This window comes from Paenibacillus sp. FSL F4-0125 (genome assembly GCF_038008565.1).
GTDB lineage: Bacteria > Bacillota > Bacilli > Paenibacillales > Paenibacillaceae > Paenibacillus_AQ.
Genome location: NZ_JBBOZJ010000001.1, coordinates 4,407,975 through 4,431,100, shown reverse-complemented (window position 1 = coordinate 4,431,100; position 23,126 = coordinate 4,407,975). Strand labels below are relative to the sequence as shown.

At 44.3% G+C, this 23,126-nt stretch carries 20 protein-coding genes; 18 read left to right on the top strand and 2 right to left on the bottom strand.

Annotated elements, in window-relative coordinates; all coding sequences use genetic code 11:
- Nucleotides 1–8 precede the first annotated feature (8 nt).
- From NST74_RS19720 to NST74_RS19640, 17 genes are all read left to right on the top strand, one after another.
- Entirely contained in the window at nt 9–962 is a 954-nt protein-coding gene (locus NST74_RS19720) for an ABC transporter permease (RefSeq protein ID WP_339242616.1), read from the top strand.
- 16 nt (nt 963–978) lie between these two features.
- Nucleotides 979–1,902: an oligopeptide ABC transporter permease gene (gene opp4C / locus NST74_RS19715; RefSeq protein WP_156113156.1), complete on the top strand. Its 924-nt coding sequence runs from the start codon at nt 979–981 to the stop codon at nt 1,900–1,902.
- Between the two features lie 11 nt (nt 1,903–1,913).
- Entirely contained in the window at nt 1,914–2,897 is a 984-nt protein-coding gene (locus NST74_RS19710) for an ABC transporter ATP-binding protein (RefSeq protein WP_341113996.1), read from the top strand.
- Entirely contained in the window at nt 2,890–3,855 is a 966-nt protein-coding gene (locus tag NST74_RS19705) for an ABC transporter ATP-binding protein (protein WP_341113993.1), read from the top strand. Before NST74_RS19710 ends, NST74_RS19705 begins: the two co-directional genes overlap by 8 nt.
- Nucleotides 3,856–4,066: 211 nt before the next feature.
- The gene (locus tag NST74_RS19700) at nt 4,067–4,675 is read left to right on the top strand and encodes a 50S ribosomal protein L25 (RefSeq protein ID WP_341113991.1); all 609 of its coding nucleotides are present in this window, start codon (nt 4,067–4,069) and stop codon (nt 4,673–4,675) included.
- A 324-nt stretch (nt 4,676–4,999) separates the two neighbouring features.
- On the top strand, nt 5,000–6,847 hold the full coding sequence (locus NST74_RS19695) for a fibronectin type III domain-containing protein (protein ID WP_341113989.1): 1,848 nt from the start codon (nt 5,000–5,002) through the stop codon (nt 6,845–6,847).
- Between the two features lie 333 nt (nt 6,848–7,180).
- Entirely contained in the window at nt 7,181–7,825 is a 645-nt protein-coding gene (locus NST74_RS19690) for a YhbD family protein (RefSeq protein WP_339287373.1), read from the top strand.
- A gap of 11 nt (nt 7,826–7,836) precedes the next feature.
- Nucleotides 7,837–8,520, top strand: coding sequence for a hypothetical protein (locus NST74_RS19685; protein WP_341113986.1), 684 nt, complete (start codon nt 7,837–7,839; stop codon nt 8,518–8,520).
- On the top strand, nt 8,517–9,173 hold the full coding sequence (locus NST74_RS19680) for a hypothetical protein (RefSeq protein ID WP_341113985.1): 657 nt from the start codon (nt 8,517–8,519) through the stop codon (nt 9,171–9,173). Before NST74_RS19685 ends, NST74_RS19680 begins: the two co-directional genes overlap by 4 nt.
- Before the next feature lie 45 nt (nt 9,174–9,218).
- Nucleotides 9,219–10,757: an MDR family MFS transporter gene (locus NST74_RS19675; RefSeq protein WP_341113984.1), complete on the top strand. Its 1,539-nt coding sequence runs from the start codon at nt 9,219–9,221 to the stop codon at nt 10,755–10,757.
- Between the two features lie 107 nt (nt 10,758–10,864).
- Entirely contained in the window at nt 10,865–11,041 is a 177-nt protein-coding gene (locus tag NST74_RS19670; RefSeq protein ID WP_341113983.1) for a hypothetical protein, read from the top strand.
- Nucleotides 11,042–11,140: 99 nt separating this feature from the next.
- On the top strand, nt 11,141–12,100 hold the full coding sequence (locus NST74_RS19665; protein ID WP_042129405.1) for an ABC transporter permease: 960 nt from the start codon (nt 11,141–11,143) through the stop codon (nt 12,098–12,100).
- Nucleotides 12,101–12,117: 17 nt separating this feature from the next.
- Nucleotides 12,118–13,014, top strand: a complete 897-nt coding sequence (locus NST74_RS19660; protein ID WP_341113981.1) for a carbohydrate ABC transporter permease — start codon at nt 12,118–12,120, stop codon at nt 13,012–13,014.
- Between the two features lie 112 nt (nt 13,015–13,126).
- Entirely contained in the window at nt 13,127–14,962 is a 1,836-nt protein-coding gene (locus NST74_RS19655) for an ABC transporter substrate-binding protein (protein ID WP_042129403.1), read from the top strand.
- A gap of 129 nt (nt 14,963–15,091) precedes the next feature.
- Complete coding sequence (locus tag NST74_RS19650) at nt 15,092–16,837, top strand: sensor histidine kinase (protein ID WP_076119730.1); 1,746 nt, start codon at nt 15,092–15,094, stop codon at nt 16,835–16,837.
- Entirely contained in the window at nt 16,830–18,233 is a 1,404-nt protein-coding gene (locus NST74_RS19645) for a response regulator (RefSeq protein ID WP_341113979.1), read from the top strand. Before NST74_RS19650 ends, NST74_RS19645 begins: the two co-directional genes overlap by 8 nt.
- Complete coding sequence (locus tag NST74_RS19640; protein ID WP_341113976.1) at nt 18,230–19,900, top strand: extracellular solute-binding protein; 1,671 nt, start codon at nt 18,230–18,232, stop codon at nt 19,898–19,900. Before NST74_RS19645 ends, NST74_RS19640 begins: the two co-directional genes overlap by 4 nt.
- 69 nt (nt 19,901–19,969) lie before the next feature.
- Here NST74_RS19640 and NST74_RS19635 read toward each other — a convergent pair whose 3' ends face one another.
- Nucleotides 19,970–20,389, bottom strand: a complete 420-nt coding sequence (locus NST74_RS19635; RefSeq protein ID WP_341113975.1) for a MarR family winged helix-turn-helix transcriptional regulator — start codon at nt 20,387–20,389, stop codon at nt 19,970–19,972.
- Nucleotides 20,390–20,550: 161 nt separating this feature from the next.
- Here NST74_RS19635 and NST74_RS19630 point away from each other — a divergent pair, with 161 nt between their 5' ends.
- The gene (locus NST74_RS19630; protein ID WP_341113974.1) at nt 20,551–22,014 is read left to right on the top strand and encodes an MFS transporter; all 1,464 of its coding nucleotides are present in this window, start codon (nt 20,551–20,553) and stop codon (nt 22,012–22,014) included.
- Nucleotides 22,015–22,041: 27 nt separating this feature from the next.
- Here NST74_RS19630 and NST74_RS19625 read toward each other — a convergent pair whose 3' ends face one another.
- On the bottom strand, nt 22,042–23,115 hold the full coding sequence (locus tag NST74_RS19625) for a glycosyltransferase WbsX family protein (RefSeq protein ID WP_042129394.1): 1,074 nt from the start codon (nt 23,113–23,115) through the stop codon (nt 22,042–22,044).
- Between the last annotated feature and the right edge of the window lie 11 nt (nt 23,116–23,126).

Below are 23,126 nucleotides of genomic sequence, written 5' to 3'. Positions count from 1 at the left end.
AGTCTGTCATGAGCGCTTATTTATCGAAAAGACTGTTGTACATGGTCATTATCTTATTTGCGGCATCATTATTGATCTTCTGCCTGTATGCATCAACCCCCGGCGATTTCATAACTGGAAATATCAAATTGACTGCAGAACGTAAAGCTGAGCTGCGTGAGATCTACGGCTTGAACAAGCCGATGCTTGAACGGTATGGAATCTGGATGAAGAATGCGCTGCATGGCGATTTCGGTTATTCCTTAGCTCAACAGAAGCCTGTGCTGCAGCTTTTTAATGATTATATTTGGAATTCCTTTCTACTGGCTGCCGTTTCCACGTTTCTGACGTGGGTGATTGCAGTTATTATTGGTGTGATTTCAGCTTATAAGCAATATTCATGGTTCGATACTCTCGTGATGATCGCTATATTCGCAGCAATGTCACTGCCGTCATTTTTTATAGGCTTATTCCTGATTAAAATTCTGGCCGTCGATCTGAAGTGGCTGCCTCCGGGTGGAATAATCACTACGGGCAGTAATGCTACGGGTCTGGCGTATTTTAAGGAGATTGTAACGCATATGACCCTTCCGGTTGTTGTTATGACCCTCCTTGGATTAGGATCGCTTACCCGTTATTTTCGAAGCAATATGATCGATGTCTTAAAGCAGGATTATATTCGTACCGCCCGTGCCAAAGGCTTAAAAGAACGCAAGGTGCTATTTACACACGCCTTACGTAATGCCTTGCTTCCCGCAATTACACTGGTTGGTTTCGAGCTTCCAGCACTATTTGGCGGATCACTTATTATTGAAAAAATATTCAATTGGCCTGGGATTGGCCAGCTGTATATGCAGTCCTTCGGACTTAGGGATTATCCTTTGCTGATGGGCTTTACGATGTTTATTGCCATACTTACCGTCATAGGAACGTTGCTTTCGGATGTTTTGTACCGGATTGCCGATCCTAGAGTTCGGCTATAGAGAGGAGGAAGCTGACGTGGCAGTTCAAAGTAATGTAGCGGGTATCTCGAAACCCCAGACCACCAAAGGAAAATCCTCTTTATTCCGGCAATCCCTTCGGAGGTTGCTGAAGAACAAGCTGGCGGTATCCGGGTTTGTGGTAGTGATCTTTATGTTTGCGCTTTGTTTTATTGGCCCGCTGTTCTCACCCTATACGGATAACAAAATTAATATGGCATTGATGAACAAGGCACCTGATATGAAGCATTGGCTTGGCACTGACGCGCTGGGCAGAGATATTTTAACCCGGGTGATGCAGGCAGGACGCATTTCACTAACAGTAGGACTGGCATCAATGGTTCTTTCGGTGTTTATCGGGGCTCTTTTGGGAGCCATAGCTGGGTATTACCGCGGAATCGCCGATCAAATCATAATGCGGATTGCGGATCTTTTATTGACGGTTCCGAGTTTGCCGCTGCTCTTTATTTTTGGAGCATTATTATCAGAGTGGAAGATTCCAACGGACTACCGGATGTATATCGTTATGCTTATGCTCAGCATTGTGAGCTGGCCAGGTATGGCGCGTATGGTACGGGGGCAAATGCTTAGTCTGCGAGAACGTGAGTTTATGCAAGCAGCTGTAGTATTAGGCCTTCGGGATCGGCGTAAATTATTTAACCATTTGCTGCCGAATATTATCCCGCTGCTGATCGTTATGGCAACGCTCAACATTGGTGGCGCTATTCTGAGTGAATCGGTTCTTAGCTTTTTTGGGCTAGGTGTTATGCCGCCAACGCCTACCTGGGGCAATATGATTGATGCAGCGAATAATATGATCGACTTCAAGGATCGGCCGTGGCTGTGGATTCCGCCTGGGCTATCCATCTTCGCGACAGTAATCGCGATCAATATTTTTGGTGACGGACTCCGAGACGTACTTGATCCTAAACAGAAGAGGTAGGTGACCCTCACATGAGTGATTTAATGAATATAGACGGTCTAAGTACATACTTCTTCACGGAAGAAGGAAAAGTGAAAGCCGTTGATGATGTAAGTTTCCGTGTCCGTGAAGGAGAGACGGTCTGTATCGTCGGAGAGTCGGGCTGTGGTAAAAGCGTGACTGCGATGTCCATTATGGGTCTTGTCGAGGAACCAGGGGGCAAGGTTGCCCATGGCAAAATTGATTTTCAGGGTGAAGATTTGTTGCAAATGGACAAAAACACACTGCGAGCCATCCGTGGCAATGAGATCGCGATGATTTTTCAGGAACCTATGTCCTCTCTTAATCCTGTAATCAAGATCGGTGAACAAATTATGGAGCCGTTGATTGTGCATTTGAAGATGAATAAGAAGCAGGCGCGTGTCCGGGCGATTGAACTAATAAAACAGGTAGGCATATCACGACCTGAGCAAATTGCTGATAGTTATCCACATGAATTAAGCGGAGGGATGCTGCAGCGGATTATGATCGCTATTGCTATCGCCTGCAGTCCAAAATTATTGATTGCAGATGAACCGACAACGGCGCTGGATGTAACGATTCAAGCACAAATTCTGGATATGCTTCGTGAAATTAAAGACAACTCCGGTATGTCTATTCTATTAATCACCCATGATCTGGGTGTAGTCGCAGAGATGGCCGATTACGTGATTGTTATGTACTCCGGAAAAATTGTGGAGGAGGGGGAGGTTGTTGAATTGTTCAACAATCCTAAACACCCGTATACAAAAGGGCTGCTGAAATCGAAGCCCGTGATCAATCAGCGGCAGGATGAGCTGTATTCCATACCAGGCCAAGTGCCAAATCCGCTTGAACTGGTACCTTCTTGTTATTTTCATGACCGCTGTGAGCATTGCATGTCTATATGTGTCAGCCAGCAGCCCCAGCTTAAAGAAGTGGCCAGCAGACAAAAGGTAGCTTGCTGGTTGTATGAGGAGGCGGTTGTTCATGCCTGAGGCACTGCTTGAGGTCAATCATCTGAAGAAATACTTCCCTGTCACTAAGGGATTGCTTAACCGAACGGTTGGGCATGTAAAGGCTGTTGATGATATTAGCATCACGCTTCAGCCAGGGGAGACGTTTGGGCTTGTAGGGGAATCCGGGAGCGGAAAGAGTACGGTCGGACGGACGATATTACGGCTAACGGATAAAACGGCAGGCGAGATCAAATTCAAAGGGATAGACATTCATTCTTTGTCTCCCGCTGAATTGCGAAATATCAGACCCCAAATGCAGCTAATCTTTCAAGACCCGTATAGCTCACTTAACCCTCGGGTCCGCATAGGGGATGCTATCGGAGAAGCTTTACTGGATCATGGCTTATGCTCAAAATCAGAGGTTCGTGATCGGGTGCTTGAGGCGCTTGAGGCATGTGGTTTATCCTCTTATCATATTGATCGCTTTCCGCATGAATTCTCAGGAGGACAGCGACAACGGATCGGAATCGCGCGTGCGCTTGTGCTGAATCCTGAGCTAATCATTGCAGACGAGCCAGTCTCGGCCTTGGATGTGTCCATCCAAGCACAGATTATTAATTTATTCAGTAAGCTGCAGCAGAGCCGTGGGCTCACCTATTTGTTTATCTCTCATGATTTGAGTGTGGTTGAGCATTTATGTTCAAGAATCGGTGTTATGTATCTGGGATCTATGATGGAGACGGCTTCTAGAGATGAATTATTTAAGAATCCGCTCCACCCGTATACCAAGGCATTGCTATCAGCTGTTCCAATACCTATTCCCAAGCTGAAAAGGGAAAGAATTGTCCTTAAGGGGGATATTCCGAGCCCAGTGAATCCTCCTTCTGGCTGTAAATTTCATACCCGGTGTCCCTATGCACAAGAGTTTTGCAGGTCTGAAATCCCAGAATTCCGGGATGCTGGCAATAACCACTTTGTAGCTTGTCATTTGGTCTGATAGCTGTCAAAGACATAATGACGATTCGCTCCTAAGTCTTGAATAATTAAAGTTGAATTGTATAATAATACAATTTGACCTTATTTTTGCCTGTGCACAAAAAGTCTTAAAGGGTTTCAAAGCCAGGTTAATGGGGTAATTAGAGAGTGGTTAGGTTAGACGTACATATCTAATCGGTCTAGTATAAAATCCCTACTTAGGAGGAATCATCGTGAATACAACAGTACGTTTGACAGAAAGATCCGGCTCGACTTCTTCACAGCGCAGAAAAGGCTTTGTACCGGTAGTCGTGTACGGTGCAGGTTCAGATAGCCAGTCCTTTACAGCGGATGCTAAGACAATTACCGGGATTTTGGCTAATAACCCTCGGGCAGTATTAACCTTGGAATTACCAGACTCGGGTAAAAAGAACGTTGTCATCCAAGAAATCCAGCGCCAGCCAGTATCCAAACAACTGCTGCATATTGATTTTCAACAAATTGATATGAAGGCTAAATTGGATACAAAAGTGGCATTCCACTTTACAGGTGATCCAGTAGGTGTGAAGAGTGGCGGCGTGCAGCAAATTGAATTGCATGAGCTGGATATTCGCACACTTCCAGATAAATTAACGGCATCCTTTGAGGTGGATCTCAGTGGACTAGATGTTGGTGATCAATTGCTGGTGTCTGATCTTCCGAAGCATGAAGGCTGGGAAGTATTGACGCCTGAGGACACTTTGATTGTCCGGATCGCACCTCCAGCAGCTCAAGAGCCAACCGATGAAGATGCTGCTGAACCAGCTGCAGTCGAAGCTTCTAATGAAGATAAAGCGGAATAGAATAGTGATTAAATCATAAAGAGCAGATAGAATCCTACCCAAGGAGCTGTCTGCTCTTTTTGTTTTGTCTTCGTGAACACGAACTAATAAAATAATTGCGGTCTTTCGTATAGTTTCTAAAATGGGCTTTATGGTTGTTTCGCCTCATTTAGTTAAAATTTTACAGAAAATCGTTGACGAATAGGCCCCAAAGGCTGAAAATGAGGACAATTACCATGGTAAAGAATTCAAAAGTTCCTGCTGTTGCTGTTTGAAAACGCTTTAGTTATTATGCTTCAAAGAACTCTCATTGCCCAGTTCATCATGAATATGAGGAGGAAAGTTATGAAGATGAGGAAGCTGTTTTCGATCTTAATGACAAGTCTGCTGGTTATTGGAGTAGCTCTACCTATGGGTGGAAAAGTGAGTGCAGATCCTGCAAGTGACGCTTCAAATCGTGCTTTAATCTGGTTGAAGGCCCAGCAGGATGCAACAGCGGGGTATGCTTTTGAGGGACTGGTAGATAGCTTTGAAGATTTCTGGGGACCAAACAACCCCAAACAGATTGTATACACGTATGATCAAGCTGTTGCAGCCATTGCCTTTATTGTAAAAGGTGAGCGGACACGGGCAGAGCAGGTGTTGAACAAAATGCGGGACATTCAGGACCCTTCGGGCTTCTGGCTGAACTCTTATTGGTATAACAATGGCTTCGGAGAAGAAATTCGTAAACATGTGGGGCCGGTTGTATGGATGGCAATGGCTGCTATGGCTTATGAGAAGGAATATAATGACACGCGGTATCGTCCGATGGCGCTCAAAGCGCTCGATTGGAGCTTGTCCTATAAAAAGGCAAATGGCAGTATTGCTGGAGGATGGAGTGCTTGGAGTAACTCTGATGAGCCTTGGAGCTCTACCGAGCACAATATCGATATTTACCGGGTGCTGCAGTATTATGCTTCGGTGGATTCCTCCAAGGCAGCCACGTATAACAGTGCAGCTTCTGGAGTTAAAACCTTCCTGGATGATTATGTGTGGGATGCCAGTGTCAAACGCTTCAAGGGAGGCTGGAAAAACGATACGAATCTGATCGACCCTAAAATTCCTTTAGACGTGAATCCATGGGGAGTATTGGCCTTAGGAGTATCCGGCACCCATAACTACGGTGCAAGTTTAACTTATGTGGAAATTGCTTCCGGCACTCCAGGAACACTTGCGAATCCGCGTTACAAGCAGACGCTTACTTACAATGATGCTGGAAATACGCTCACCGGCTATGATTTTGATTGGACAGACGAAGTTTTGCCGGCATATGACGATAACGGGAATCAAATTGGTAATACAGGTGCTGATGTATGGTTTGAAGGAAGCGCATTTATGTCGCTCGCTTATTATCTGCAAGGCAATGTATCCAAAGCAGATGCCATTAACACTGAAATTATTAAAAAGCAAGGCACAAGCGGCCCTTCGCTTGGGGGAATCCCCTACTCGCTGAAAGGGACCAGCAACAGCTACTGGGTTATGGCACAGCAAAACTGCGTGTCCAGCACGGGTTGGTTAATTCTATCTCTACATCGGTTTAATCCATTCACAGGTCAATATTTAACGGGTGGTGGTAATACTGGAGATACAACAGCACCCACTGCACCCACTAATCTGACAGTAACCAGCAAGACGGATACAGCAGTTAACCTGAGCTGGTCTGCTTCAACTGACAATGTTGGTGTTACGGGATATCTCGTATATCGTGGAACACAGCAGGTAGCCTCTGTGGCGGGAACTACAGCTTCTGTTAGTGGACTAACTCCAAGCACTGCCTATACGTTTACAGTAAAAGCTACGGATGCAGCGGGTAATCTATCATCCGCCAGTAATGCCGCAACGGTTACTACTAATCCATCTGGAGGCAGTGGAGGCGGTGATCATGTGACGGCTGACTTTACAGCAGGGGTAACGAGACTTTCTTCAACAGAAGCGAGCATTTATATTACACCTGTAACCAGTGCTCTTTATGTAGATGTGCATTATAAGGTTAACGGGGGGCCACAGCTTAATTACCGGATGATCAATAGCTCAGGTACATGGAAACAGACGGTGAGTGGGTTAAGTGCTGGCAGCAGCATTGAGTATTGGTTCACTTATGAGAAATCCGGGCCACAATATGATTCAGCTCATTATACTTTTGTTCAGTAGTGAGATTATGAAAGACTTGAACAATAAAATTCGTAGATAGAGCAAGTAAAATAAAGAAAGGCTTTCCAAGATGCCATAGTATTGGCTAGGGAGGCTTTCTTTTCTTTGTTTTAAATGAGGAGTGAAGCAACAGCCTAGCTTAAATCAAAGAATATAGTGCGGGTAAAAGAGTGGAAATCCTTCTCTAGACGGAGGTTTACTTTTTGCCTGTGTCGTAAAATCTTGGAGGGAAACTTTAATGCAATGATTTGTTGCGGTAGAGAAGTTTAGGGGGAGTGTTTTGTTTACAACGTAACAGTGTTATGTTACGATGCTTTCAAGGAGTGATCGCATATGGAAGATGATTTGATTTCGAAGAAGCAACTGCTGGATTTAACCGGTATTTCATATGGGCAATTGTACCGCTGGAAAAGGAAGCAGTTAATTCCCGAGGAATGGTTTATCCGTAAATCTACCTTCACTGGGCAAGAGACTTTTTTTCCTAAAGAGATGATCTTGTCGCGGATTCACAACATTGTGAATATGAAAGATGGGCTGTCCTTGGATGAAATGGCTGATAAGCTATCGGATAAGGCATCCTTTGAAAAGGTGAGTATAACTGCTAAGGAAATTGTAGAACGTAACATTGTTTCGACAACGACGCTGAGGAAATTTGGAGACAATCTCGGCGATGAAAGCAAATATACTTTTGAGGGGCTCGTTCATTTATTCGCTGTAGACCGCCTTCTTAGTGCTGGGGAGATGAGTATGGAGGAGGCAGAGCTTCTGTTTCGCACTTTAGAGGAAAAAGTTTCAAGGGTCGACAGTGGAAGCTGGGAGTTGTTTTTTGTCCGTAAAATGGGGGTTTCATCCTTCATAATCGCTCAAGCACCTGCGGAGTTATGGTTTGATGAAGGGGTTAGATTGGTCAGTAAAATGACATATGCAGATTTGATCGAACAATTGAAAGGTAAGCTTGCCTACAAGCTTGTTGAATAGGAGGAAGAGTAATGGACAAACATCAGCTGCCTGATTTGATTATAAACGGGGTTAGTGGTGGGGCCGGAGGTACTTACAACAACGTAAACATGGATGGTGTAGGTAAAGTAGTGGGGCCGGTTGTGGCACGAATGTTTAAAGGAAATGGGCATATGAATTTGAATGATGATCTCACAGCAGAAGAAGCAGAATGCAACGGGGTCATTAAAGTGATAGGCAATTTGCAATTTGGCACCCTAAAGGTGGATGGGGTTCTTACTGTAGGTAAGAGTTTTCGAGGTGAAAGCTGCACCCTTAACGGAATGATGACAATCAAAGGGGATTGTGATCTTGAGGATTTCGTAGGTGAAGGAAGCTTTAATGTTGGTGGTTTACTCAGTGCCGGTCATGTGGACTTCAAACTGCAGAGTCAGGCGAAAGCTAATGAAATTGGTGTGGAGAGCTTAATGATACGGCAAGTAAATAATGGGTTTTGGAGTAAGATGTTCAGTGGAATCATCCCTAAACTTCGACCGGAGCTATGTACACGAACGATCGAGGGAGATTTTATAGATATAGAATTTACAACTGCGGATATCATCAGAGGGAATATTGTCATTATTGGCCCAGGCTGTACACTCGGAAGGGTAGAGTATCGCGAACAAATTACGGTGCATCCTGAAGCGAAGGTTGGAAAGGTGGAGAAGGTCCTGTGAATGATAATCTGAAAATAATTGGAACGACGTCTTCAGCCGGGGGTTCTTTCAAAGATGTTAAGATCACTGGAGAATGCAAATTCGCCGGAGATGTGAATTGCGAGAAGATGAGTCTGACTGGAAATGCCAATATTGCTGGAAATCTGCATATGAAGCAAATGAAAATCACTGGTGAAATTGCGCTAGAGGGTGGTCTTGAAGGAGATTCCTTGCGTGGACAGGGGGAAATAAAAGCAGCCTCTGTAAAAATCGATAAGCTTCATCTCTACGGAAATCTGGATGTGAAGGGTGATTGTGAAGGGGGAAAATTGCAAATTTCCGGTGCCTTAAGCGTAGCTGGATTACTTAGTGCTGAGCATTTGGAGATTAAATTGTTTGGTCCAAGTAGTGCGAAGGAGGTTGGGGGCAGTATCTTAACCATTAAGAAGAGTAAAACTGGGAGACTGCTTCATATGATGAAGCCAACTTCGAAAATACTGTTTGAAGCAGGGCTAATCGAGGGCGATGCTATTGATCTGGTCAATACAAGGGCTAGTATGGTAAGGGGAGAAAAGGTAATCATTGGCCCGGACTGTGAAATAGAAACGGTGGAGTTCCGAGATACACTAGAAGTTCATAAGCACGCAACAGTGAAGCATCAAGTGAAGATTTAAAGATAATTTTATAGTTATTTTTTGAGAAAAAGAGGAGTGGAACATATGAGTGCTGCCAAATCGCCCAATCTGGGCATTGTTATCGCAGGTCTCCTATTAGGAATTCTGATGGCTTCCATGGACAGCACTATTGTTGCTACAGCGATGGGGAATATTGTTGGAGAGCTTGGCGGAATGGACAAATTTGTCTGGGTCACATCAGCTTATCTCGTAGCCGAGATGGCGGGTATGCCCATTTTCGGCAAGCTCTCCGATATGTATGGCCGCAAGAAGTTTTTTATTTTTGGAATTATCGTATTTATGGTAGGTTCGGCTCTCTGTGGAACGGCTGACACAATAACTCAGTTAGCTGCATACCGGGCTATTCAAGGCATTGGTGGTGGTGCGCTGGTGCCAATCGCCTTTGCAATCATGTTTGATGCTGTACCTCTGGAGACCCGGGGTAAGCTGGGCGGGGCATTCGGTGCAGTATTTGGATTGTCGAGTATATTTGGTCCATTACTGGGGGCGTATATTACCGATCATATTGCTTGGCAGTGGATATTTTATATTAACTTACCCCTTGGACTGTTGGCTTTTGCGATGGTCGTATTCTTTTATAAAGAATCGCATGAACATTCTAAACAGCCTATTGACTGGTTGGGCGCGGGTACGCTGCTTGGTTCAGTCATTTGCTTAATGTTTGCGCTGGAGCTAGGCGGGAAAGAGTATGCTTGGAATTCGTCCATGATTCTAGGTTTATTTGCAGCCTTTGCCATCCTTGCAGCTGTGTTTCTTGTTGTAGAGACTAGAGCGAAAGAACCGATTATTTCCTTTGCTTTGTTCAAAAAAAGATTATACGCGGTGAGCATTATCTGTGCACTATTTAGCGGTGCAGCCTTTATTGTGGCTTCTGTGTATATTCCGATCTTTATTCAAGGGGTATTGGGCGGATCAGCTACAAATTCAGGACTTGTATTGCTGCCAATGATGGTTGGCTCCGTGGTTACAGCTACGATGGGCGGATTTCTGATGTCAAAAACCAGTTACCGCAGCCTGCTCATTCCTACATTCGCACTTCTGGTGATCGGTACTGGTCTTGTAGCGACACTTACGCCGGAGGCTTCGCGATTGCTGGTTACATTGTATATGATCTTAATTGGACTTGGGATTGGTGCTTCATTCTCAGTGCTAAGTACGGCATCTATTCATGGATTGACCGCACAGCAACGTGGCTCAGCCAGCGCAACGCTGAATTTCATTCGTTCACTGGGCATGACCATAGGCATTACCACCTTCGGTATCATTCAAAGTCATTATTTCTCCGGCAGTCTTACCAAGCTACTCTCGGCTAATGGAGGAGGAGCGGCTCCTGCGGGAGCTATGGATTTTAAAGACCCGCATGCCTTGCTTTCACCGGAGACTAGGGCGCTAATTCCACCTGAGATTCTGGGTAAGATTACAGCTGGGTTATCCTCTTCCATTGTAAATACTTTTGTTTGGGCGGTGATTCCCGCAGCGTTAGCATTATTGGCTTCGTTTTATATGGGACGTCAGAAGATGGATGCCTCTGCGGAGGGGGATGTCCGGACGTCTGGGCATTAGGCTATCGTGATGCAGTACGGACTTCAGTATGCGTACAGTGGGTATTTGGTGTTAACAAACTAGGGTTTTAAAGTAATGCAGCAGCAACCTATCGGGGGCTGCTTTTTTTGTTGACACGGAGAGCGAACATGGTGGAAATGCTGAAAGAGGGGGAGTCTGAGGCAAGGAAGGTGCTGATGAAATCACGATATGGCTCTTATTGGTATGAATTGGCTCGTATTTTGTCCCACAGGGCAGGTAGAAAATGGTCGATTGTGCTGCGAATTTGGTTCACTAGCATCTGACGGTTCTCCAGAGAGGACGTTCTGTGCTCTATCTCGCCAGAAGCTCAGGTTCTGATATTCTGAAAGCGTAATCAAAATCTGGATATAGGAGATTCCGATATGGGGGTACCTGCTGGCGAACTGCTTCCCGGCGTAGATCCGGTTCATCGATCCCGCTGGAAGATGAAGAACAAACATAAATTGTTCTTCATGGCTTTTCCATTTCTTGTTGTCACCTTTATTTTCTATTATCTGCCGATCAGCGGATGGATTTATGCCTTTTATGATTTCATTCCCGGAATACCCTTGTCAGACACGCCGTATGTCGGGCTGAAATGGTTTAAGACGATTGTATCCAATCCGACACAAACCGCAGAGGTTCTACGCGTGCTGAAGAACACACTTGCCATGAGTTCACTTGGATTAATTACGTCCATATTTCCAGTGTTCTTTGCCATTATGTTGACCGAGATTAAGTCAGGCTGGTATCGCAAGATGGTGCAGACGCTAACCACGATCCCGAACTTTATCAGCTGGATTCTGGTATATGCATTGGCATTCTCGTTGTTCTCAGTAGATAACGGTGTCATCACTCACATTCTGGTGCAGCTTGGAATAGTGGATGAAGGCTATAATTTACTAGCTTCCAGCTCAAATATCTGGGTCACTATGATCCTATGGTACTGGTGGAAATCGTTAGGCTGGGGAGCCATTCTTTATCTTGCTGCAATTGCTGGCATTGATCAGGAATTGTATGAAGCTGTTGAGGTGGATGGTGCAAGTCGGTTCCGCAAAATCTGGCATATTACCATTCCAGGTCTGATCCCAACCTTTTTTGTACTGCTGCTGTTATCCATAGGTAACCTAGTCAATAACGGTATGGAGCAATATTTTGCCTTTCAAAATGCTATGAATAAAGATTCCATTGAGGTGCTGGATCTTTATGTATACAATATCGCGTTTGCTAACAACTTTCCTTTTGCCACAGCCGTCAGCATGTTGAAATCGGTTGTCAGTGTAATTCTACTGTTCGCAGCCAACACATTATCTAAGATGGTGCGTGACGAATCTATCATTTAAGTCAGGGGTGATCCCATTTGAGAAAGAAAAAACTAACAACTGGAGAACTTATCTTCCAGATAATTATCTATACGCTCTTTGGATTGTTCACCCTCTCATGCATCTATCCATTCTACTACTTGTTTATCAACACGATCAGCTCGAACGATCTTAGCGCAGCAGGGTATATCAAATTTTATCCAAGACAGATTCATTTCGATAACTATAGCAAGGTTCTAAAAATTAGCGGTCTAGGACATGCGGCAACAGTCTCTGTATATAGAACAGTTGTCGGGACGCTACTTACTGTAGGGTCGTCAGCTTTTTTAGGTTACTTGTTCACTAAAAAGGAAATGTGGGGCCGGAGTATTTGGTACCGCAGTGTTGTAGTTACGATGTATTTTAGCGCAGGTCTAATTCCTTGGTACATCACAATGCACAATTTGCATCTGACCAATAATTATCTGGCTTATATTTTGCCTACGATTATTACGCCATTCAATATTATTCTAGTCAAAACCTTCGTTGAAGCCATTCCACCTTCGCTTGAGGAGTCGGCATCTATGGATGGTGCGGGTTACATGCGAGTGTTCTGGAGTATTATTGTACCGCTTACGACGCCAATTCTAGCTACGATTACGATTTTCTCCGCAGTGAATCAGTGGAACTCCTTCATTGATACGGCGTTTTTGATGACAGATACGAAGTACTATACGCTCCAGTTCTTGTTATGGCGTTATTTGAACGAGTCCAGCTCGCTCGCTGCTCTAATCCGCAGTTCACCTGATATGGCCGCTGGTGTAGCGAATATGCAGACACCGACCTCGGTACGGATGACCGTGACCATGATTGTCGTAATGCCGATTCTAATCGTGTATCCGTTCTTTCAGCGCTTCTTCGTTAAGGGCATTATGATCGGTGCTGTTAAAGGTTAACTCAATTGCGATTAGGGATTGGATTGGATTGGATTGGATTGGATTGGGGTTTTCCTCTGCTACAAGCAGAGTTGAACTATAAGTGAAGATACGAAAGGGAGGGTATAAAGCAATGAGACTAAGAAGAGCATCGCTTGTCATGCTATCCGTAATCCTGGTCTTCGTTCTGGCAGCATGTGGCGGGGGGAATAATACGGCTAACTCGGGCAAAAACACTAGTACAGAGAAGCCCACGTCCGCTGCCACAAATGCGCCGGCGGAAGAAACAGCAGCACCAGATGACGGAGCACTTGATCATTCCAAGCCGCTGAAGCTGACCGTATTCTCTACAACGGCTAACTATGCGGGGCCACAAACTGGATGGTTCGCCAAAATCATCAAAGATAAGTTCAACATTGAGATGGACATTGTAGCTTCAAATCTTACAGGTGGAGATACCAAAATTTCTGCAATGATGGCATCTGGTGATCTTGGAGATATCATCATTTTCGGTGATGACAAGAACCATTATCCAAATGCGATCAAAGGAAAGCTGCTCTTAGACTGGACACAAGACGGACTTCTGGACAAATACGGAAAAGATATTTCTAGCACTTTCCCAAAAGCTATTGAGAAAGCAAAGGTAGCTTTTGGCGGTGGATCATCAGTCTTTGGCATGGGAAACAACGTAGCTTCTAACCCATCCGGGCCTTCTGAAGGAAAAGATATGACTTGGGGTCCAGACCTGCGCTGGGATCTTTATCAACAAATCGGAGCACCTGAAATTTCAAAGATTGAAGATTATCTTCCAGTCCTGAAAAAAATGCAAGAGCTTGAGCCAAAGAATGAGCAAGGTAAGAAAACCTATGCCTTCTCGATGTGGTCTGACTGGGATGGCAACTATAAAATGACACTGGCTAAACAGTTTGCAAACATGATGGGCTATGATGAAATTCCTGACACTGCTGTGTATGTTAAAGCAGACGAAGAAAAGTATTATGACTTCTTATCCGAAGATAGCTGGTATATGAAATCGCTCAAGCTGTATTTTGAAGCTAACCAAATGGGTCTGGTGGATCCAGATTCTATGACTCAAAAATTCGACGATGTTGTAGCGAAATACAAAGATGGCCGTCTGTTGTTCTCCTGGTTCCCATGGCTTGGAGCCGCTAACTACAATACACCGGAAAGAACAGCTGAAGGTAAAGGTTTTGCATTAGTTCCATTTAAGGATGAGCTGATGTACTCTACAGGCTTCAATGTTTACGGTGGTAACGGTATTATAGCAATCGGCGCAAAAGCTAAGGAACCAGCAAGAATTATGGAATTCATTAACTGGATGTACACCCCGGAAGGCGCAATGATCTCTGCAGGAAGCGGGACTGCGGTACCAAACGGACCTAAGGGGCTGACTTGGGATATAGATGGAAGCGGTAAACCTGTCGTGACTGATTTTGGTTGGAAGGCTTACGCGGATCAACAGAATACGCAAGTGCCTGCAGAATATGGCGGCGGTGACTACTACTACGGCTCCAATCAAATGAACTTCTCTTTTGTGGTACCAGCGATGGTGAATCCAGAGAACAAAGAGCCATATGATCACAATCTATGGACGACAACCCTGCAACGTAATCCGTCTAAGCTTGATAGTGATTGGAGAGCGAAGATGGGCGTTCTGACACCTAAGGAGTATTTTGAGAAAAATAATCTGCTGGCTGTAGCTCCACAAGGCTTCACTGGCAAAGAGCCATTGATGATGGATAAAACACTGGAGCAAAAGAACAAACAAATCGGTACGGTCATTCAACAAATTTCTTGGAAAATGGTTTTTGCTAAAGATCAAGCTGAATATGACAAATTGAATAAAGAGATGCATGATAAGGTGAATGGTCTTGGCTATTCCGAGGTGATGGATTTCTCTATTAAAAAAGCTGAGGAACTATTCGAGGCTCGCAAAAGCGTGAAATAAGGTTCTATTATAAATAGGGCGGGGCGGCGTGGAGGCTGTTCTGCCCTATTCTATTCAATTAAGGATAAATGTGGTATTCTCACATTAATATATAAAACGCTTACAGGAAGAAAGAAGAGGATCATTCGGATGGTAAGAGTACTCCAGCGTAATCATACCCCAGCTGTCAAATCCTTACGTAATACTCTATTCATCTATCTCGTAATCGGAACGCTACTTCCGCTTCTCTTAGTAGGATTCGTAACCTACACCTCTATTTACTCTATCCTTTCAGGGAAAATTGGCAATGGTATAAGTGCAAGCCTGAAACAGGAAGCCTCAAGTTTGGAGAATGCCATCGACAATATGGATTTTGCTTCTAAACAGTTTGCGCTGGATGGTCAGATTGTAGAGGAAATGTCCTCTTTTATTCAAGAAAAGCAAATTTATCGCAAATCGCAAATGATGAACTCCATCAATCAGAAAATCAACCTCGTCAATTTTACGAATCCCTATATTGGACTTACAGCTTACATTATGCCTAGCAGTGATGATCCGGTTCTGTTCACCAATATGAGTGCGCGCAGAAATTTCGATATCAGTACTTTACCTTCTTTTATGCGATATAACGGGGCGGATTACTACGGGCCGCATTCTACGATGTATGCCGTCGGAGATAATCTCGTATTCTCGGAGCAGCGCATTGTACGCGTACCAGGTGAACATAAGTTATATATTTATTTAGAGACGAATTACAGTCTTCTTCGCAAAATATTTAATCAGGAATCTTACGGGATGAAGGTAAATCATATCCTTGTGAATCAACAGGGCACTAACACCTATGAAATTGACGGGAAATTACCCCAAGGAATTATCAAAGCTGCAGGAAGCAGCTCCAATCTCTCACATGAGACGCTTACCGGATATCATCTGTTTCGATATGCTAGTCCGCAGGGCTGGAAGCTTATTGCCGTAGTTAAAAAGTCTGAATTCAACAGTGAAATTTATTCCTGGTTCTATAAAATGATCCTGCTCGCGTTCTCGACGCTACTCTTTGCCGGAGTTCTGGCTTGGATGATTTGGAAAAAGATTTATGGCCCCTTGCGCAAGGTTAACCTTGAAATTAATCGAATGGCAGAAAATGTTACCTCTCCGGTTGCCTACACGAACGTGGAAGAGTTTGATTTCGTACTTAGTAACTTCCAGCAGATGAAGAAACAGGTGAATGAGCTGATTGTTGCGGTAGCCCATAATGAGAAGCAGAAAAGCCAATTCGAGATTGAAAAGCTGCTCAGCCAGATCAATCCGCACTTTTTGCACAACACATTGAATACGGTGCAGTGGATGGCAAGACTCAACGGTCAAAAGGAGATCGACAAGCTGGTTACTCTCCTTGTAAAGGTGCTGCATTATAATCTGGGCAAGCAAAGCATCATTGTTACCCTGGGAGAGGAAATTGAAGCGATCCGAAATTACATGGAGCTGCAGCGCATCCGTTATGACTATGAATTCGAATTTAACGTGGAGGCAGATGAGGATGTATTGTCTGTGGCAGTCCCCAGATTCTTACTTCAACCTCTCGTAGAGAACTCGATTTATCATGGACTAAGCGATAATGGCAGGGTAGATGTCTTAATTACAGAGCATGGCGAAGGAGAAGTTAAGCTATGTGTAAGAGACAACGGGGCTGGTATGGATGCGGATACGTTAGACCAGCTGCTGTCAGAGGACGGAGCCAAGAAACGGGGACTCGGAATCGGATTCTCGTACGTGAACCGGATGCTTAGAACCTACTATGGAGAGCAGATGAAACTAGAGATGTACAGCAAGCTAGGGGAAGGTACGGTTGTATCTATCGTGATTCCGAGGAAAGGTAAGGAGGACTTCGATGATTAAGGCTGTAGTGGTTGATGACGAGAGACTTGTGCGGAAAGGCTTCATATCTCTAATCGATTGGTCGTCCTTAGGGGTTGTTATTGTCGGGGAGGCGGGAGATGCCAAATCTGCCCTGGAGCTACTTCAGCAGCAGGATGTGGATCTGCTATTTGTAGATTTGACTATGCCTGGTATTTCTGGATTCGAGCTAATTAAACTAGTGAGGAAGCGTTTCGCAGGCATTCGCTGTGTTGTGCTTACTTGCCATCATGAGTTTGACTATGTGCAGGAGGCCATGCGTTTAGGAGCTGTTGATTATATTGTCAAAACTCTGTTAGAGATGGAAAATGCGGATGAGACTATACGTCGGCTCGTTGATCGGATCAAATGGGAGGACAATACACGGGATGCCTTGGTTCATGGTGAAGGTAAACGGATGGCCGCAGACAAGGCGCTGCTCTATTTACCATTAAACAATCACTGTAATGAAGAAGAGTTATTTCACCTATCCTTCGTGAAGAATAATCCGTTGATCACCTTTCATGAGATGTGGATGTCACCTCTGCTTCAACGTTTCTCGGAAGAAGAAGGTAGGCGGGAGCTTAAAAGCCAGCTTTCTGGGAGATGGCAGTTCGCGCTTATCAGCGGGATAAGAGATCAGTCGTTACAGGAATTGGAGGAGCAACTTACAACGCAGCTACGGCATATGCTATTTTATCATTCTGGAGCTGAGGAACTGACCTCTCTGAATTATGAGGAACTAAAGAAGGAAATATCGGGCACCAATTTAATACATGATGAAGCGGATCTATTCGAGCAAGCCCAAAATCTCAAGTGGACGATTGATGGAAACGAATGGGACCATTTTGTATCGAACATACGCTTGCAGAAGCCGCGACCTGATAGATATCTAACGTTCGCACATTCTCTTTTGCAAAGATGGAGTGCTTTACTCTTGAAGCCTGAAGATGCTGTTCAATTGGAACGGGACATTTCACTTAACTTGAACTGGTGCCATTGGAAGATCTGGCTGCGGCGATTCTCTGATCATGTGGGACGGAGAATGCTCGAGCTAGGATTGACTAAAGAGGTGATGTCCTGCCTAATTCGCGCAGTTCGTTATATGCAGAGCCATGCAGGTGACAAAATCAATCAGAGCGACGTAGCGGCTAAAATTAATATGAGTCGTGGTTATTTCAGTCAATGTTTCGCTCGTTTTGCCGGAGAGACATTTGGTGAATGTTTACGGGGAATGCGGCTTGAGTTGGCTAAATCATTGCTGCTGGAGACCTCGCTACCCGTCTGTGAGGTTGCTTCAAGGTCTGGCTTTGAGGATGACCGTTATTTCAGTAGGCTGTTCAGGGAACGCATTGGTAAACTACCGAGCGAATATCGTGCGGAGGGGAAAGGCCAATGATGAAATTTTGGAGATCCATCCTCCTTCTTATAGTGATCATCGGACTGACATCCTGCCGTGACCAGAGCATACCAGTGGATTCTGGCAGAAGTCCTCAGGGAGAGGTCGAAGATACTTCTATCGCATATAGCAAATATGAAGATCCGATCGTGATCCGGGTAGGATTTAAGGTTCCTGATTCCAGGTTAAATACAGGTGACAGCAATGATAACAATCCAATCACCCGTTATTTGGAGAGCATTACGAATATCAAGGTAGTTCACTCTTGGGAGGCAAAGGGTGAAGATGCTTTTAATCAAAAAGCACAGCTTGCGATCGATAGCAATGATTTGCCAGATGCGATGGTTGTAGATCGAGATCAATTGAAGAAGCTCATTGATAATGACATGATAGAGGACCTTACAGAGACCTACAAAGTATACGGCTCTGAGTTAATTAAAGATATGTACAATTCTACGAAGGGAGAAGCGTTAGAGGATGCTTCCCGCGATGGTAAATTATACGGATTACCGAATGTAGCGATTGATGCGGATTCTCCTGTTCTGCTCTGGGTACGTCAGGATTGGCTGGAGAAGCTGGAGCTGCAACCCCCGCAGAGCTTTGAGGACATCGAGAAAATTGCTCAGGCTTTTATTGAAAAAGATCCTGACGGGAACGGGAAAAGAGATACTGTAGGATTAAGCGGCTACAAAAATATCGTATATGGAACTAAGCCATTAGTTAATGGTCTGGATGCTGTTTTTAGTGCATTTCATGCTTACCCGACGAATTGGATCAAGGATAGCAACGGTAAAATTGTGTACGGCTCTATTACACCAGAGACCAAACAAGCACTTGCTAAACTGGCGGATTGGTATAAACGTGGGTTGCTGGACCCGGATTTTGCTCTGTATAAAGAAACTCAGGAGCCTATAATCACTGGGAAATCAGGCATGTTTTTTGGCCCATGGTGGATGCCTTATTATCCATTGTCAGAGGCCGTAGCTTTGGACACGAAGGCAGAATGGAGAGCGCATGCAGCTCCACTTGATGATTCCGGCAAGTTTGTTGCTCACTTGGCTCCAGTTACGGATCGTTATCTAGTTGTACGTAAAGGATTTGAACACCCAGAAGCCATTATGAAGCAGTTGAATGTGTTTACAAGACTTGAGAGAAGGCAAGACCCAAATACAGAAGAAGTTAAGAAGCTGGATGATTTCTCTGCACAAACAGGAATTCAGCTGCGTGCTTATTATCCGTTTGACCTTCTAATTGATTATTCGGATGCGATAGAAAAACATTATGCAGATATTCAGCAAGCTCTACATGGAAAAATAGACCCGGATACATTAAATCCAGATACCCGTCTCATCTATGATCAATGGGTGGAGGACACTGAACAACCTAAAAAAGATCTAGAAGGCTGGAAAGCAGCGAACGCGTATAAATACGGAGTTGCCGTCTTAACCTCCACTGCTATTGAGGGAGTGCGAGGGGTCTTTTATGGAAACACACAACTAATGAAGAGCAAGTGGGCGGAACTTCAAAATCTGGAAAGTGAGACCTTTTTGAATATTATTGTGGGCGACTCACCCCTTAGTGACTTTGATGTTTTTGTAGAGAAATGGAAGAGCCTCGGTGGGGAAGAGATTACGAAAGAAGTTACTGAGACTGTAAAGGTGAAGTGAGTACCGAAAAAGAAGCAGCTATCCCATTAGTAGCATTCACTACTTTTGAGACAGCTGCTTTTCTTGTTCCTACTCTTCGTCAGTGCTGATCTTTTGAAGTAAGTAACGAAGCTGTTCTACTTCCTCACTTGTTAATTTGCCAACGAGACTTTTATTATAATCATCTAAAATAGACTGAAGGATAGGTGAGAAATTATTTGCCTTAGGAGTTGGATATAATAGGTGAGAGCGTCGATCATTAGGATCTGGTTTACGTTCAATGTATCCCGAGTTCTCTAATTGCTTTACGGAACGAGCGGTGGTCGCTTTATCGAATTTCAATTCAGATGTTAATTGATCTTGTGTAATCCCTGGTTTGGCAAGAATCAATTTGAGAAAGCTGTGTTGCCCGCCGCTACCTATTCCATAGGGCATGAATTTTTTTACCAATTGCTTTTGATTTTGACGATGAAAATAGGAAATTAATTTACCTATAGGCTCTTTTTCCAAGATATAGACACCTCTTTGGGTTTAGTTCGCGTATTTACTACTCTGAGACAAAGTGTACAATAAAGTCGTTGCGTGCGCAACTAATTTGATGTACACTGGGTATGCAAGTTTTGTTGCGTGCGCAACTAAACGGTGATTATACATTCAATGAGGTGTTAGTAATGAGTTCTATTAGCGCAACCTATCAGGAAGACAAGGATATTCAGAAGAAACGTTGGATGATATTAATTGTCCTGAATATTTTCACCTTTATGTCCACGCTTGATGGCAGTATTGTCAACATCGCTTTACCTGAATTATCGAAACAATTGAAGCTGCCTATGGCACAAATCGAATGGGTAACCACAGGTTATTTGATGGCGATCTGTGCAGCGATTCTTTTCTTCGGGAAGCTTGGAGATATTGTTGGGAAGATTCGAATCTTTAAGATTGGGACGGTTGTTTTTGTTATTGGTTCTATGCTGTGTGGATTCAGTTTAAGTTTACCTGCTTTGCTTGCTTCGCGCGTTATTCAGGCTGTCGGAGCTTCGATGACAATGGCGAACAGCCAAGGAATAGTTACGGATATTTTTCCTGCTAATGAGCGGGGGAAAGCTCTTGGTTTCATAGGTACATTCGTGTCACTGGGAAGTATAGCTGGCCCTAGTTTAGGTGGGATTATGGTCTCGACATTAGGCTGGGAGTATATCTTTTGGGTGAACATTCCAATTGGAGTGATTGCTATCCTGTTAGGATGGAAGGTACTGCCTAAGGATTTAACTAGAACGAAATCTACAATTGACGTTCCTGGCAGTTTGCTCTTCGCAATTTTTATTATAAGTTTGTTCGCGGGATTATTATTGGGACAGCAGCTCGGTTATGGCGACAGTTTAATTGTGACTTCACTAATCGTAGCTGTAATCAGCTTTATTGCGTTCTTGTGGACGGAGCTTCGAAGAAAAGAACCGCTGCTGCAACTGTCATTATTTAAGAATCCATTGTTTTCATTAAGTATTTTGTGTGGGTTTCTCGTATTTACAGCGAACTTCTGCTTTAACATTATCGCACCATTTTATGCACAGAATATGCTGAATCTATCGCCCTTTGAAGCGGGATTCCTGTTGATGCTGTTACCGATATGTATGGTAGTCGTTGCACCAATAAGCGGTGCTTTATCGGATAAAATCGGTTCTGAATTCCTAACTTTTGCAGGGCTGGTGGTCATGGTTATTGCTCAGTTTGGATTAGCAGAGCTTCATGAAGGAAGCTCTGTTGTGCTGGTAGGTGTGTGGATCGCTATGCTGGGGATAGGTAGTGGTCTATTTCAATCGCCGAATAATTCACTTGTTATGTCTAAGGTGCCTAGAACTCAGCTTGGTTCCGCGGGCAGCGTCAATTCGCTGGTTCGTAATGTGGGTATGGTTGTCGGTATTACGATCGCTACGACGATACTCTTTCATGTGATGAGCAGCGAAGCAGGTTATCGGGTAACAGGTCTAGTTCCGGGTCGACCAGAGTTGTTTATCAGTGGCATGCATGTAGTGTTCATGACTTCAGCATCCATATGCTTTGTGGCTGCATTGCTAACGGGGTGGAGAATGATGAGTGCAAGAAGCGCCAGAATGCAGACTTCGGAAAGATCATAAGGAATAAAGAAGAAGATCCTTCTGACGCTACGGCGTGGAAGGATCTTCTTTGTGATGATATTGAAGAGCATTCTTAACGGCTTGTAAGTATTGATACCGATAATGATCATCCGGCTCTAAATAGGCACCCTCAGCCCACTCGTTCCAGGCGTTTATATAAATAAAATCACTTTTGAACATCTTTTTGGTCCTCTCAATTTGTCGTGACAGGTATTGGCCGAATTTGTGAGGATTTGCACCCAAAGTACTTTGTCCGGCGGCACCTTTGCGTGGTGTATTATCCCAGTTCACAAATGCTCCCGGATATATAATTTCTCCGTCTCTGTGAGGTGTCCGCTCTAACATGGATTCCCATAATTCATCGTAATCAATCACGATATGCTTTTGATCCTCCACTTGCTTGGAGCTCCACAAATGCTTTACACCGCCATGTGCGAATGTGTAGTGAGGTTCAAATTCTAGACTGGCATCGAACCCGTGCTCTGTCTTTAGAGGGAATCCGCCCAGTGTCCTGATCAGATGAAGACCCTTAAGACCGTTTTGCTGAGCTAAATCACGCCAGCATTGAAGCATTTCATCGCAGCGAGGGATGCTGGAGGATCTGTAGATAATAAATACTGGTTTGCCATCTACGCAAATATAGCGTTCATCTTTGAACGCCTCCAACAGAGCATAAAAATGCATCCGCCAATCCCGTTCTTCTCCATATTCCTGTGGCATTAAGACATCTTCTTCGGTACCATCCCAGCTTCGCGTCCAAGGTTCGTTAGCCCAAGACAGGCAAAAGGGGAAGTCTGGCTCTTTGCTGGTAAGAATCTGCTGAACCGGTTGTTCCAATAGTCGCCTGCCATTGAACCAATAGTGATAATAACAAAAACCGTAAATCCCATGGGCCCTTGCAGTCTCAGCCTGCCATTGTTTCACTTTAGGGTCTGTTAAATCGTAGTAGTTATTATTTAAAGGTTTTTTCGGCTGATGATGTTCAGGATAAAGGGCTGTAGCCTTCCTGACATTTGTCCATTCTGTAAATCCCTCCCCCCACCAGGAATCATTCTCTGATATCTGATGAAACTGAGGTAATACAAAAGCAATGCATTTCAAGTCAGGTCACC